The following is a 16228-nucleotide window of genomic DNA, read 5'->3' on the forward strand; positions in this document are numbered from 1 at the left end:
GCCGAGCGGCCCGCGCCCAGGGTCAGCCGGTCGGCACCCGAGCCGCCGAGCACCACACCGTTGCCGGCACCGAGGGTGACGGCGTCGTCGCCGGCAACCTCGACATCCGTGCTCTCGACGCGAACCGGGAGGCCACCAGCGAGGCGCACGAGGCCGGCATCGCCGAGCACCACCGCATCGCCGGACTGGCCGTCGATGAGATCGTTGCCCGCGCCGCCGATGACGAGCTTGCGGCCGTTGCCGAGGCGGATCGTATCGGCCGCGCCGATGGCCGGCGTCAGAGTCTGGATCAGGGTCGGCACGCCTGCGGCGTAGTCGAGCTGGCCGCTGTCGCCGAGCACGGTCTTGGCGCCGTCGCCGGCGGTGATCGCGTCGGAGCCGAAGCCGCCGAGGATGGTGTCACTGCCGTCGCCCGCGGTGATCGTGTCGCCGCCGCCCAGCCCCGTGTCGGTGGACAGGATCTGCGCGAGCAGTCCGGCCGCGTCGTAGCTGACCGATCCGAGATCGCCGAGGATGACGTCGGCGCCCTTGCCGGTGGTGATCGTGTCGGCCTCGATGCCGCCGAGGACGAGGTTGTCGCCGTCGCCCGCCGTGATCGTGTCGGCTGCGCCGATCTCCACATCCGTGGTGCGGACGAGGATCCGCTTGCCGTCGGTGCGGAAGGTGGCGAGGCCGTTGTCGCCGAGCACGATGTCCGCGCCGGTGCCGGCGGTGATCGTGTCGCTGCCGAACCCGCCGAGGACGACGTTGTCGCCGTCGCCCGCATCGATCGTGTCGTCGTCGCCGCGGTTCGGGTTGAGCGTGGCCACGCGTACGAGATGCCCGCCGGTGAAGCTCGCCTCGCCGAAATCGCCGAGGATGAGATCCGCCCCCTTGCCGGTGGTGATCTCGTCGCGGCCCGCACCGCCCAGGACGATGTTGTCGCCATCGCCGCCGCGTATGACGTCGCCCGCGCCGCGGCGCTCGTCGGTGGTGTAGACGTCGCGGACGAGGCCGTTCTCGAAGGCCACGACACCCATGTCGCCGAGCAGGATATCGGCGCCAGACCCCGTGGTGATGTCGTCGGAGCCGCCCGCGCCGAGGACGATGTTGTCGCCGTCGCCGCCCTTGATCACGTCGCGCGCGCCGTCATCCGGAACGGTCGAGGCGAACTCGACGCGCACGCCCTGGTCGAACAGCGCGGTGCCGTTGTCGCCGAGGATCACGTCGTTGCCGCCGAGCGTGGTGATCGCGTCCGTGCCCGTGCCGCCGATGACGACGTTGTCGCCGCCGCCGGCCTCGATGGTGTCGTCGCCGCCGAAGGTCGGGTCGAGGCTCTCGGCGCGCTTGAGACGGCCCTGAGCGTCGAAGGACAGACGACCGTCGTCGCCCAGCACGATGTCGGCATCGGCATCGTCCCGGCCGGCATCGATCGTGTCGGCGCCGAGACCGCCGAGGACGACGTCCGCCCCGGCACCCGAGGTGAGGACGTCGCGCGTCCCGCCGTCGCGGCTGCTCTGGACCAGGGCCCGAAGGCCGAGCTCGAACCGGACGAGGCCGTTGTCGCCGAGCACGATGTCGCCGCCCTTGCCGGTGACGACCGTGTCGCTGCCCGAGCCGCCGAGGACGATGTTCTCGCCGTCGCCGGCCTCGATCCGGTCGTTGCCGGCGTCGAGCGTGTCGGTCGAGGCGAACTCGACCCGCACGCCGCCCTCGAACACGGCGTAGCCATGGTCGCCGATGACGACGTCGCTGCCGCCCAGCGCCGTGACGACGTCGCTGCCGGCGCCGCCGAGGACGAGGTTGTCGCCGCCGCCGACCTTGATCTCGTCGTCGTCGCCGAAGCCGACATCGAGGGTTTCGGCCCGCTTCACGCGGCCCTGGGCGTCGAAGGTGATCTGGCCACCGTCGCCGAAGACCACGTCGGCATCCGCGTCGGCTTGGCCGGCATCGATCGTGTCGGCCCCGAGGCCGCCGAGCACGACGTCGGCGCCCGCCCCCGTCGAGAGGGTGTCGCGCGCGCCGCCGTTGCGGTCGCTCACCACCCGCGCCCGGATGCCGAGCGCGAAGGCCACCGAGCCGTTGTCGCCGAGCACGATATCCGCGCCCGCGCCCGTCGTGACCGTGTCGCTGCCCGAGCCGCCGAGCACGACGTTGTCGCCGTCGCCGGCCTCGATCCGGTCGTTGCCGCCGTCGCCGGTGTCGGTCGAGGCCACCTCGACGCGGATACCGGCGTCGAACAGAGCGTAGCCCTGATCGCCGAGCACGATGTCGCTGCCGCCGAGCGCGGTGATGACGTCGGTGCCGGTGCCGCCGATGACGAGGTTGTCGCCGCCGCCGACCTCGATGACGTCGTCGCCGCCGAAGCCCGGATCGAGGCTCTCGGCCCGCTTCACGCGGCCCTGCGCATCGAAGGTGACGCGACCGTCGTCGCCGAGCACCACGTCGGCATCCGCGTCGAGCCTGCCCGCGTCGATCGTGTCGTCGCCGAGGCCGCCGAGCACCACGTCGGCGCCCGCACCCGTGGCGATGACGTCGCGCGCGCCGCCGTTGCGGTCGCTCACGACCCGGGCCCGGATGCCGAGCTCGTAGGCCACGAGGCCGTTGTCGCCCAGCACGATGTCGCCGCCCGCGCCCGTCGTGACGGTGTCGCTGCCGGAACCGCCGATGACGAGGTTGTCGCCGCCGCCGGCATCGATCCGGTCGTTGCCGCCGTCGCCGCTGTCGGTCGAGGCGAACTCGATCCGCACGCCGGCCTCGAAGACCGCGTAGCCGTTGTCGCCGATGACGACGTCGCCGCCGCTCAGCGCCGTGACGGTGTCGGCGCCCGTGCCGCCGATGACGAGGTTGTCGCCGCCGCCGACCGTGATGTCGTCGTTGCCGCCGAAGCCGGCATCGAAGCTCTCGGCACGGATCACGCCGCCGGTCGCGTCGAAGGTGACGTGGCCGTTGTCGCCGAACACGATGTCGGCGTCGGTATCGGCCTGGCCGGCATCGATCGTGTCGCCGCCGAGCCCGCCGAGCACCAGATCGGCGCCGGCGCCGGTGGCGAGGGTGTCCGCCGCGCCGCCGGTGCGGTCGCTGGTGATCTCCAGGCGGATGCCGCCCGCGAACGCGATCCGGCCGTTGTCGCCGAGCACGATGTCGGCGCCCGCGCCGGTGGTGACGGTGTCGCCGCCCGAACCGGCGAGCACGACGTTGTCGCCGTCACCCGTGTCGATCCGGTCGTTGCCGGCCCCGACCGCGTCGGCCGAGACGACGAGGACGCGCACGCCCGCCTCGAACTCGGCGTAGCCGCCGTCGCCGACGACGATGTCGTTGCCGCCGAGCGCGGTGACGACGTCGCTGCCGGCCCCGGCGATGACGACGTTGTCGCCCGCGCCGACCTCGATCGTATCGTTGCCGCCGAAGCCGAGATCGAAGCTCTCGGCCCGCTTCACATGGCCGTCGGCCTCGAAGGTGGCGCGGCCCTCGTCGCCGAGCACGACGTCGTTGCCGCCGAGGGCGATGATCCGGTCCGCGCCCGTGCCGCCGAGGACGACGTTGTCGCCGCCGCCGACCTCGATGGTGTCGTCGTCGCCGGAGCCCAGGTCGAGGCTCTCGGCCCGCTTCACCCGGCCGCGCGCGTCGAACAGCACGGTGCCGTTGTCGCCGAACACGATGTCGGCGTCGCCGTCGGTCTTGCCGGCGTCGATGGTGTCGCCGCCGAGCCCGCCGAGGACCACGTCGGCGCCCGCGCCGGTGGCGAGGGTGTCGGCCGCGCCGCCGTCTCGGCTGCTCGTCACGGAGAGGCGGATGCCGCCGGCGAAGGTGACCGCGCCGCTGTCGCCGAGCACGATGTCGGCGCCGGCCCCTGTGGTGACCGTGTCGGAGCCGGCCCCGCCGAGGACGAGGTTGGCACCGTCGCCCGCCTCGATCCGGTCGTCGCCGCCGCTGGTCGGGTCGGTGGTCTCGGCGAGCGTCACCCGGCCGAGGCCGTCGAAGGTGACGTGACCGCCGTCACCGAAGACGACGTCGTCGTCGCTGTCGTTCTTGCCGGCGTCGATCACGTCGCCGCCCAGGCCGCCGATGATGAGATCGGCGCCCGCGCCGGTCCGGATCGTGTCGCGCGCCCCGCCCGACGGATCGCTCTTGGCCTCGCGGCGGATTCCGCCTGCGAAGGTCACGAAGCCGTTGTCACCCAGCACGATATCCGCGCCGGCACCGGTGGTGACCGTGTCGGAGCCGGCACCGCCGATGACGAGGTTGTCGCCGCCGCCGACCTCGATGCTGTCGTCGCCCCCGCTGGTCGGATCGGTGCTCTGGGCGAGCGTCACCCGACCCTGCTCGTCGAAGGTGACGTGGCCGTTGTCGCCGAAGACGATGTCGTCGTCGCTGTCGTCCTTGCCGGCATCGATGGTGTCGCCGCCCAGGCCGCCGATCACGAGATCGGCCCCGTCACCGGTGACGATGATGTCGCGCGCGCCGCCCGACAGGTCGCTCATGGCCGCGAGGCGGATCCCGCCCGTGAAGGTCACGAAGCCGTTGTCGCCCAGCACGATGTCCGCGCCGGTGCCGGTGGTGATGGTGTCGGAGCCCGCGCCGCCGAGGATCAGGTTGGCGCCCGCGCCGGCCTGGATCTCGTCGTCGCCGCCGAGCGTCGGATCGACGGTCTCGGCGAGCGTGACACTGCCCTGAGCGTCGAAGGTGATGTGGCCGTTGTCGCCGAAGACGATGTCGTCGTCCGCGTCGAGCTTGCCCGCGTCGATCGTGTCGCCGCCGAGGCCGCCGAGGATGAGGTCGGCCCCCGCTCCGGTGCCGATCGTGTCGCGACCGCCGCCGCCGACCCGCTCGCTGAGAGCCTCCCGGCGGACGCCGTCCACGAAGTCGACGGCGCCGTTGTCGCCGAACACGAGGTCGGCGCCGATGCCGGTGGTGATGGCGTCGCTGCCCGAGCCGCCGAGCACGACGTTGTCGCCGTCGCCCGCGCGGATCGTGTCGTCGCCCGCCACGCTCTCGTTCTTGGTCGAGACGCGCACCAGCTTGCCCTGCGCGAAAGTCGCCGTGCCGTCGTCGCCGAGGATGATGTCGAGGCCGGCTCCCGTGGTGATGTCGTCGGCGCCGACGCCGCCGAAGACCACGTTGTCGCCCTCGCCCGCCGCGATGGTGTCGCCGCCGCCGAAGGTGGATTCCATCGTCTCGACGGAGACGAGGACGCCGTCCGCGAACACGGCGCCGCCGTTGTCGCCGAGGATCACGTCCGCGCCCGAGCCGGTGCGGATCGCGTCCGCGCCGACGCCGCCGATGACGACGCTGCCGCCGTCGCCGAGGGTGATCTCGTCCCGCGCGCCGGCCGTGGCGGCGGTGGTCGCCACCCGGAGCACCCGACCCTGGGCGTCGAAGGTCGCCTGGCCGTTGTCGCCGAGCACCGTGCCGCGGCCGTTGCCGGCGGTGATGGTGTCGCCGCCCGAGCCGCCGAGGATCACGGCGACGCCGTCGCCCACGGTGATCGTGTCGTCCCCGCCGACCTTGTCGTCGGTGGTCTCGACGAGGATCGGCAGGCCGGCGGCGGTGAACCGGGCATGGCCGGCATCGCCGATGATGACGTTGGTGGCCGTGCCGACCTTCACGCCGTCCTTGATGCCGGCGCTGATCGTGTCCGCGCCCGCACCGCCGATCGCGGTGTTGCGGCCGCTGCCGACGGCGATCGTGTCGCGGTCGCCGACCTCGGGGCTGTTGCTGGTGATCTCGACGATGATGCCGGCCTCGAAATCGGCCTGACCGCTGTCGCCGAGCACGACGTTGTTGCCGTTGCCGATCGTGATGGCGTCGCGGCCCGTCCCGCCGAGCACGACGTTGTCGCCGTCGCCGATGGTGATGGTGTCGTCGCCGCCGATCTCGGTGTCGATCGACAGCGCGCGCCGGATCCGGCCGTCGGCGTCGAAGGTGACGATACCGTTGTCGCCCAGGACCACCGCGCCCCTGTCGGCGCCCTTGATCGTGTCGCCGCCCGCGCCGCCGAGCACGACGTTGCTGCCGGCGCCGAAGGTGATGGTGTCGGCCCCGCCGATGGCGGTCGCGGTGGTGGCGATGCGCGCGAGCACGCTCGTGGTCACCGCGCCCGTCACGGTCACGGTGAAGTCGGCCTCGCCGCTGTCGCCGAGGATGACGTGGTTGCCCGCGCCGGTGGTGATCGCGTCGCCGCCCGCGCCGCCGATGATCCGGGATTCGCCGTCCTCGGCGGTGATGGTGTCGGCCCCGCCGATCTCGGGCGTGATCGACTCGATGCGCTGGGCGCGGCCGTTGAGGAACACCGCCTTGCCGCTGTCGCCCAGGATGACGTGGTTACCGGCGCCGACCTTGATCGTGTCGGCACCCGCGCCGCCGATGATGGTGGTGTCGCCGCCGGTCGCCGTGATCGTGTCGTCGCCGCCCACATCGGTCGCGGTCGCGGTGATCGACGCGATCGCGCCGTCGGCGAAGAGGGCCGAGCCGCTGTCGCCGAGCACCACCTGCGTGCCGCGGCCGAGGGTGATGCGGTCGGCGCCCGCGCCGCCGATGACGGTGGCGTTGCCGTCCTTGGCCTCGATGACGTCGCCGCCGCCGATGCCCGGATCGATGCTCTCGACCGAGGCGAGCTTGCCCGCCGCGAAGACGGCCTTGCCGCTGTCGCCGAGGATCACGTGGTTGCCCGCGCCGACCTCGATGGTGTCGCCGCCGGCGCCGCCGACGATGGTGGTGTCGCCCTCGCTCGCCTTGATCGTATCGGTGCCGCCGATGTCGGTCGCGACCGCGGTGATCGTCGCGATCTTGCCGTCCGCGAAGGTGGCCGAGCCGCTGTCGCCGAGCACGACCTGGCTGCCCTTGCCCAGCGTGATCCGGTCGGCGCCCGCGCCGCCGATGGCGGTGATGTTGCCGTCCCTGGCGGTGATGACGTCGTCGCCGCCGATGCCCGCATCGAGGCTCTCGATCGTGACGAGGGTGCCGGCATCGAACGCGGCCTTGCCGCTGTCGCCGAGGATCACGTGGTTGCCCGCGCCGACCTCGATCGTGTCGTCGCCGGCTCCGCCGATGATGGTGGTGTCGCCGTCGCTCGCCGTGATCGTGTCGTTGCCGCCGACACCGGTGGCGACGGAGGTGATCGCCGCGATCTTGCCGTCCGCGAAGGTCGCCGAGCCGCTGTCGCCGAGGACCACCTGCCTGCCCTTGCCGAGGGTGATCGTGTCGGCGCCCGCGCCGCCGATGACGGTGACGTTTCCGTCGCCGGTCACGATGCGGTCGTCGTCGCCGATCGCGGCCTCGTCGTCCGCGGTCTTGATGGAGACCAAGACCGGGACCGGAACCGTCACGCCGCCGACGGTGCGCGTACCGGGCACGAAGCGCGCCTCGCCGGTATCGCCCAGGATCACGTGCGTGCCGGCGCCGACGGTGATGCCGTCCTTGCCCGCGCCGCCGATGATGGTGGTGTCGCCGTCGCTCGCCTTGATCGTGTCGTCGCCGCCGGTCGCGCCGGTGGTGCTGCGCAGGCTCGCCAGTACGCCGCCCGCGAACACGGCCTCGCCGTTGTCGCCGAGGATGACGTGGTTGCCGGCCCCCGCCGTGATCGCGTCGGCGCCGAAGCCGCCGATGATCACGGTGTTTCCGTCGTTCGCGGTGATCGTGTCGCCGCCGCCGACGCCCGGATGGGTCGAGACCACACGGGTGATGGCGTGGGTGCCGGTCAGGGCGATGCCGGCGGTCGCCGAGCCGTCCTGGTAGATCTGGCCGTGGTCGCCGACGATGACGTTGTCGCCGCCCTTGGCGTCAATCGTGTCGGTGCCCGCGGCCCGCGGCTGATCGACGAACGGATCGGCGATCGTGACGATGCGCTTCACGTCGTCGAGGTTGAAGCTCGAATCGCCGAGGATGACGTCGGCGCCCGCACCACCCGCGATCGAGTCGTTTCCGGTCCCGCCGGCGATGAGGTTGCGGCCGCTTCCGCCCTTGATCGTGTCGTTGCCCGCGCCGCCGTCGATGATGACGAGGCCGGTCGCGCCCGAGGCGTCGATGACGTCGTCGAGGCTGACGATGGAGGCGTCGGCATCGACCGTGCCCTCGTCGCGGAAGGCGATGGCACCGCCGGTCCGGACGCTGTCGGTGGCGCTGTAGCGGCTGCGGTCAGCGCTGGTGTCGCCGAACAGGGCGAGCGTGCCCGCCGACGCCTCGACGGTGATCCGGTCGGCACCGCCGCCGCCATGGATCGCCGTCAGGGTGTCGAGCGCCGTGCCCTTGACCGTGACCTTGTCGGCGCCCGAGCCGAGCAGCAGCTCGACCGAGGACATGTCGCGGTAGGTGACGCCGCCCTTGAACGTCACGTTGGTGGCGCTGCCGCTCGCCGACGTGTTGATGTCGTTCTGCGACATTCCGAAGCCGGAGATGTGGTCGGCGCTCACCACGCCGTCCACGCCCGCGGTGGTGGAGTCGTTGAACAGCGAGACCTTGTCGAAGTCCTTCTTAATCGGATCGGTGGCGATGTCGCGGGTGACCGGGCGGTTGCTCTCGCCGGGCAGGACGATCGCCGGGGTCAGGGAGCGGCTGTCGGGGCCGACGCCGCCGAGCAGGACCAGCGGCCCCTCGATGCGGCTGAGCTCGTGCGTCTGGCGCGAGAAGGTCTTGAGGTCCGAGGTCACCTTCGTGGCGTCGGGGTTGCTCAGCACCTTGACGCGCACGGCCCGGTCGAAGTTCGACGCGTCGAAGGTGATCGTGGCCGGGGTCGTGGCCGTCGCCCGGGTGAAGCGCGGGTCGTCGCTGTCCGTGAGGGTCTGGCCGTCGCCCGCCAGGGTGATCGTCACCGATCCGCGCGGCGCGGTCGTCAGCACCACGTCGTAGAAGGACGGCTGGCCCGGCGTCACGACGACGCCGCCCTCGGCCGGGGTCACCACGACGCCCGCCGTGTTGCCGTCCGTCACCTGGACGCGCACCACCGGAGCGCCGACGAGCGCCGCCTTGAAGAAGCCCTCGCCGCCCGCGCCGGCGATCTCGCTCTTCACGATGTGGGTGATCTCCGCGATGTAGCGGTTCTCGGGCGTGTCGTCGGCCGGCGACGACACGCGCACGGTCTGCGGCTGGTTCCAGTTGCCGGCGTTGAAGGTGAGGTACGCGAAGCCGTCCCCGTCGGTCGGCAGGACGTTGCCCGACGCGTCGGTGAAGACGAGCTGCGATAGCCGGTCCCGCGGCACGCTGAGGGTGACGGTGACCGTCTCGTTCGCCAGCGGCGGGTTGTTGAGGACGACGGTGTAGCCGTCCCGGTTCTGCGCCTGGGCGGCCCGGCCGCGGGTCATCTCGATGACCGAGGTGCTCCCGCCGCTCTCGACGATGATCAGGCCCGGCTTGTCGTTGTCGATGACCTTGACCAGTGTCGTGCGAACGTAGGTCGTGTTCACCTCGTCGTTGGAGCTGACGACCGAGTGGCCGATGGCCACGCTCTGCTCGCCCTCGGCGGCCGTGTCCGACTTGGCGCGGACGAGGACCGTCTGCTCCGGCGTCCAGACGTAGACGCCGTTCCTGAGGATTGTGGTGAAGCGGAGCGTCAGAGCGTCCGACCACGTGATGCCGTCGATCGAGACCTCGACCGTTCCCGCGTTCCCGGCCAGTGCCCGCATCTGCGCCGAGGATTGCGCCGCAGAGACGGTGAGCACCGCCCAGTCGTTCTGGCCGAGCGGGGTCCGCGTCGGGGCGGGCGGCGCGACCTTGTAGGAGCCGGTGCTGCTGCCCTCGGCGTTCGGCGTCGTGATCGCCGAATCCTCGCGCAGCGTCAGGCCGCCCCCGTCGCTGACGCTGCCGCGGTCCGCCGTGGCGACCGAGGCGGTGATGCCCGGCACGAACAGGCCGTCGTAGCGTGGATCGGTGCTCGCCGCGGTGTGGTTGATGACCGCCGAATTGCCCTTGGCATCGCGCGCCACGACCTCGCCGCTGACGTCGCCGGCGACGTTGAAGGTATCGCTGCCCGTCCCGCCGATCAGGGTGGTGACGACGCCCGGCGGCGTGGAGAGCACGTAGAACGTGTCGTCGCCCTCCAGGCCGTCGACCTCCACCGCCTGGATGTTGGTGAAGCGGATCGACAGGCCGGCGCCGAAGATGCCGTCCTTGGTCACGACGAAGGTGTCGGCGAACTCGGTGCCGAGGGCGACGATCTTATTGAAGCCGGTGCCGCCGTCGATATCGAGCGGCGCGTTGATGTTGTACTCGATCCGGTCGTTGCCGGCGCCGGCATTGAGCTTGATCTTGTTGTCCTGCGGGTTCGAGCCGGACAGGGCGAAGGCGCGCACGATGAAGGTGTCGTCGCCGTCCTCGCCTTCGAGGCGCAGGTCCGCCTTGTTCGAGTAGACCTGGAAGGTGTCGTCGCCGGTGCCGCCGTAGATCACCGCCGGGATCGAGATGCCGCGGGAGAGGTGGCCGCCGAAGGACAGCGGCGTGGTCTCGAACACGTCCTCGCCGAGCAGGCCGTTGGCCGTGTCGCGCAGGCTCGCGAAGACCTGGCCGACCTGGAAGAAGTCGTTGCCCTCGCCGCCGTCGATGGTCATCAGCGCCGCGGTGTCGTCGAGCGCGAAGCGGTCGTCGCCCTTGCCGCCCTCGACGACGACGCGCCCGTTGACGCTCATGTCGTAGTTGATCCGCTCGACGACGGCGTCCGCCGGGTAGGTGCCGTCGGCGTTCGGGTGGAGGAGCGCCACGAAGTTGCGCCGCAGCAGGAACTGGTCCGCCGCCTCGGTGCCGAGGATGGTCAGGGTGTCGACGCCGCGGTCCGGATTGCCGGAATCCGTGACGTTGATGCGGTAGGACGACGCGCCGTTCACCTGGATGCGGATCGTGTCCGTGTCCTGGCCGCCGTCGATGTCGAGGGTATCGGTGCCGGTGCCGGTCTTGCTGGTGAGCGAGGGCAGGCGATCGACGTTGATCCGGTCGGCTCCGTCCTCGCCGAGCACCCGGGTCTGGCCGGCGATCTCGCTGACGGCGAGGTCGAGCGTGTCGTCGCCCGCACCGAGCTTGATCGTCGCCGCCGCCGCGCGGACCCGGCCGCGCAGGGCGAACTGGTCGCGCCCGCCGAGGCTGGTCAGCGCCAGCGTCGAGGTGGCGATGGTGGTGCCGAGCAGCGTCAGTGCGTTGTCGCCCGCGCCGAGATCGATGGCGACGCTGGCGCCCTTGATCGTCGCGGTCTTCACGGCGTCGCCGCCGACCAGGGCCGCGTCGATGACGGTGTCGTTGCCGGTCCCGGCGGTCAGGGTGAACGCCCCCGTCCTCGCCTCGTGGCTGCCGGCGAGCGCGACGCGGTTCGCGCCACCGCCGAGCGTGATCGTGATCGAGGCCGCCGAGAGCTCGATGGCGTCCGTGACCACGGCGCCCGCGAGGCGGTGGTCGGTCAGGCGGTCGATGCCGGCCCCGCCGGTCAGGGAGAAGGCGTTGCCGATCGTGTACTTGCCGGCCAGGGTGGTCGTGTTGTCGCCGTCGCCGAGGGAGATCGCGAGCGATGCCGCCTCGATATCGGCCTTCGCCACCGTGCCGCTCACCGCGCGCAGGTCGGTCAGCGTGTCGTTGCCGCCCGCGGCCGTGATCGTCAGGGAATCGGAGACGCGATAGGTGCCGGTCAGAGTCAGCGCGTTGGTGCCGGCGCCGGCATCGACGCTCATCGACTTCGCCGTGTAGTTGCCCTGCAGATCGATGCTGTCGTCGCCCGAACCGGTGCGGATCGTGATCGCCCCCGCCGGGGTCGCGTAGTCGCCCGAGAGCCGCAGGGTGTTGTTGCCGTCGCCCAGATCGATCGAGAGCGAGCCGGCCCGGACGTCGGCCCGGCTCACGGCGCCGCCGGACGTGCGGACATCCAGCAGGGTATCGCCGCCCGACCCGCCGCGGATCGTGAAGGCATCCGTGATCCGGTAGGTGCCGGTCAGGGTGATGTCGTTCTGGCCGTCGCCCGCGTCGATCTCCATCGAGCCGGCGGTGTAGCTGCCCTGGAGGTCGATGACGTCGCGGCCCGTGCCGGTGCGGATCGCGAGCGCGCCGCCCATCGTGTAGAGGCCCGCCGTCGTCAGGCTGTTGTCGCCCCCGGCGAGGTCGATCGTCAGCGAATCGAGCGTGTAGCGGCCGCCGAGCGTCACGCTGTCCCGGCCCGCGCCGCCGGTGATGCTCATGGCACCGGTGGAGAAGACCGCGCCCGCGGGGTCGGCGTTCGCGAGGGTGATCGTGTTGTCGCCGTTCCCGGCGACGAGCTTGATGGAGCCGCCGCGGGTGAGCGCGCCTTCCGAGATCTGGTCGAGGCGGATCACCTCGTCGGGATCGCTCGGGTTACTTCCGCTGACGGTGATCGTGCGCTCGCCGGTCAGGAAGGTACCGCCGAGCCGGTAGGTGCCGCCGAGGCTGCTGCCCTCGACCGTGATCGTGCGGCCGACGAAGGTGCCCTGCAGGTCGAGGACGGCGGCGGCCTCGTTCGACGCCACGACGGTGTCGTTGCCGTTGGCGTCCTTCACCACCTTGGTGTCGGCCTTGAGGACGATGTCGCCCTTCGCCTTCACCACCGCGCCCGCCTCGACGGTGAGGTTGTCGCCGGCGGCAAGCGTCACCGAGCCCTCGGTCGAGAAGATCGTGACGCCGGACTTCACGAGCAGGAGGTCGTCGCTGCGGTTGGTGTCCTCGCCCGAGAACACGTTGATGGACTTCTTCGAGATCAGGTCCGTGGTGATCGTCACGGGGCTCGACGTGCGGACGTTGATCGCGCCGCCGGCCTGGATGCCGGCCTTGGCTTGCTCGGTCACGCCGCCGACGCGCAGGCCGCCGACGTTCCACATCCAGACGTCGTCGCCGGCGGTGGCCTCGAAGCCGCCATAGGTGTCGCCGGCCGCCGTCCTCAGCTTGGCGATGATGCGCTTCGCCGCCGTGCCGATGCTGCCCGAGGCGATCAGCCGGGCCTGACCGGAGATGAGGTTCGAGCTGCCGCCGTTGCTCTCGTTGTAGTCGGTCGAGCCGTTGAAGATGCTGCCGGCCGCGGCGGTGAGGAAGGCCACGCGGTCGTCGGCGGCGCCGATGCGGGCGAGGTAGACGTCGCCGGTGGTCTCGATCGCGTTGATGTCGCGGCGCCCGGCCGTCAGCGTGACGCGCCCGGTCGTCGTGCCGCCGACATTGCTGTCGAACTCGAACTCGTCGCCGCTGACGCCGATGCCGTCGCGCGCGTTGAGGACGATCGAGCGGGCGCTGACATTGGCGCCCCCGCTGCCGCCGGTGACGGGAGCCGAGTCGATGTCGCGCGGATTCGTCAGGTCGCCGCCGTCGAGGATCGAGGCCTGCGCGCTGAGGACCACGTCGCCCGTCGTGGTGATCGCCACCACCCTCAGGTCGGTCGCTGTCTCGGTCAGAACGATGGCGCCGGTGGCGCTCGCCCGGACGGTGCCGGTGAGCTTCACCTCGATGGCGTCGGCGCCCACATCGGGGTTATTCGCGTCCGTGCCGACCTGGCCGATCGATCCGGCCGCCTTCAGGGTCAGATTGCGTGCGGAAATCTTGGTGGTGTCGGTCCGGACGCCGTCGAGGATGCTGCCCTTGTCGGCGGTGAAGACGATATCCTTGCTCGAGAAGGCGGATTCCAGCTTCAGGTCGCCCTCGCGGGCGGTGACGTAGATGTTCTCCGCGCCGCGGACCGCGAGCGTGCCGGTCAGCTCGACGCCGAGCGCCTTCTGCGCGCTGCCGACCGCGCCCCGGCCGCCTTCGAGGATCGTGTCGCCGCCGCGGACATTCGTGTCGGCGGCACCGCCCCCGTTCGCGAGGCCGTTGTCGCCCTTGAGGCGGATTTCCTTGCCCGCGGTGGAGGTGACGAGACCGACCGTCACCGCCGACGGGGTGGTGATGAAGATCTGACCGCCCGCGCTCACGTCGAGCGATCCGGCGGTCTCCAGCACCACCGCCTTGCGCTTCTGGATCAGGAGCTGGGTGACGAGGTTGAACGGATTCCCGGCGTCCTTCACCGATTGGAACACGACGAGGTTGCGGCCGACCTCGGCCGTCGGCGCCAGCTTGCTCGCGGTGAGGTTGCTCGTGTCGAGGACGAGGGTCGCCCGGGTCGCCTTCGCGATCTCGTAATAGGTCTCGGCCCCGGTCGCGTTGGCGGTCTTCACGCCGAACGCGCCGGCAAGCCCGATCCGAAGACCCTGCTTGAAGCCGTCGGCGAGGAAGCTGGCATCCCGGTCGGACAGGACGCGGTTGATGACGAAGACGCCGCCGGTGGCCGCGGTCGCGCGCACGCCGACCTCGACAGTGGCCGCGAGCCGGCCGTTCAGGCCGCCCGTGGTGTCGAAGAGCTGGCCGGCCTCGAGGCGGATCACCCCGCCCGCGATCGCGGCGATCTTGAACACGTTGGTGGCGATCGCCGTGGTGTTCGTGGTGTCGCCCGCGATGAAGAGGATGTCGCCGACCTTGTAGAGGGAGGCGTCCCAGGTGCCGCTCGCGAGGGTCAGCACGCCCTGGTTCGTCGCGTCGTCGTTGCTGAAGCTGACATCGACGCTGGTCGGGGCGGCCTTGAGGCGATCGACCGACATGGTCGCCGAGGCGCGCGGCGCCTCGCTGCTCACCGCGACGCTGGCCCCGAAGGTGACGTTGCGGGCGATGCCCTCCTGGAAGCTCTTGCCGCCGGTGAAGGCGACGGTGATCACCGTGTCCGTGACCGACACGATCTTGAAATAGGCCCTGGTCTCGGCGGTGGCGTTCTGCGTCAGGCCGCCGATGAAGAGCGTGGCGTCGATGAGCTTCCCGTCCTTCGTGAAGGCGGTGAGATCCCACAGGCCGCCATCCGCACGGGTCACGGTGCCGGTCGTGCCGTTGTTGGCGAAGATGACGCTGGCGGTGATCGGCGCCTTCGTCAGGAAGACGAGGTCGCTGCGCTCGGCGGCGGCGAGGTCGATCTGCTGGTCCGTCGTCATGCGCGGCGCGCCGGGGCCGACCGCGATCAGGGTGGTGCCGCTGGTCGAGCCGACGTTGTTGGCCGTGACGAGCGTGACCGAGCGGCCCTTGATGATCGGGCTCTGGATGTCGATCACGGTGCTGGGCACCTCCTTGAGGAGGCCCTGCCCGACCGCGCTCAGCAACTCGTCCTGCGTCCAGCGCTTGATGCCGGCATTGATGTCGTCGGCGGTGGCCTTGTCGACGAAGAAGGCCGGCGCGTCCTGCTTCTGCGCGGTCAGGGCGTTCTCGCCGTAGGAGGCCGGCAGGCTGTTGAGGAAGCTGTGGAGCGCCCGGTACTGCGCCGTCAGCGCCGCCCCGCGCGCAGCCTGGGCGGCCTGGCGGGCGGCCGTGATGGCCGGCGAGCTGGCGGTCGCGGTCTCGACCGCCGCGGCCGTACGGGCCGCGCTCACCGCATCGAGGAGCGCCTGCCCGGCGAGCCGGGGCGCGAAGGACGCGTTGTAGACGCCCGGATCGATCTGCTGGTTGCGGTAGCTCCAATAGGTCTCGTAGCGGGCCTTGTCCTGGTCCGACCGCCCGTCCACCAGCGACGCGTCATAGGCGTCGCCGAGGCTGCCGAAATCGGCGTGGAGCTGCGCGTAGGCGGCCTTCAGCGCGGTCTCGGCCGCCACGACCTTCTTGGCGGTTTCCGCCTGCAGGAAGATCTCGCCGAGGCTCTGGAACTTGGCCTGGTCGGCGAACTGCACGGCCAGCGCGGTCCGCTCGGCACCGGTGATCCGCACGGTGCCGCCCGCGTCGGCATTCGCCTTGTACTCGCTGTAGAGCTGGTAGGCCGTGACGAGCTTCGGCAGGTAACGATCGCCGAAGCCGGAATAGAGCGCGCTCAGCTTCGTGTACTCGGCCTTGCGCGCATCGATCGTGGCCTTGAGCTTGTCCGCGACGTAGTCGTCCTTCGCCGCGCCACTCAGCGCCGTGCCGGTGGCATCGGTGCTGAAGAGGCTCGTCAGGTCGTCGATTTCGGCGGTCGTCAGCGTCGGCGAGCCGTTGAACAGCGCGTTGCGCAGCGTCCAGTACAGGTTGTACTGCGTCGCGAAACCGTTCTGATCCCCCTTGGCGACGCCCGAGAAGATCGCCGAGAGCTTGGCGAACTCGTCCGCGCGGGCCTCCTGGACGGCTTTGATCCGGCCGTCGATGTAGGCGTCCTTGGCGGACCCGGCCAGCGTGCTTCCGGTCGCGTCGTTGCCGAACTGCGTGCGGAGCGCGTCGCGCTCGGCGGTCGTCAGCGTCATCGCGCCGTTGACGCGGCTCGCCTTCAGCACCTCGTAGCGGGCGTAGGCGGTGTCGTAGT

The 16228-nt window shown here is 71.1% G+C and carries 1 protein-coding gene; it reads right to left on the reverse strand.

The window, feature by feature from the left end; all coding sequences use genetic code 11:
- The coding region (locus ABS772_RS20495) for a beta strand repeat-containing protein (RefSeq protein ID WP_350396588.1) at positions 1–16228 on the reverse strand (16228 nt) is incomplete at both ends.

The organism is Methylorubrum podarium, from assembly GCF_040270385.1.
Taxonomy (GTDB): domain Bacteria; phylum Pseudomonadota; class Alphaproteobacteria; order Rhizobiales; family Beijerinckiaceae; genus Methylobacterium; species Methylobacterium podarium.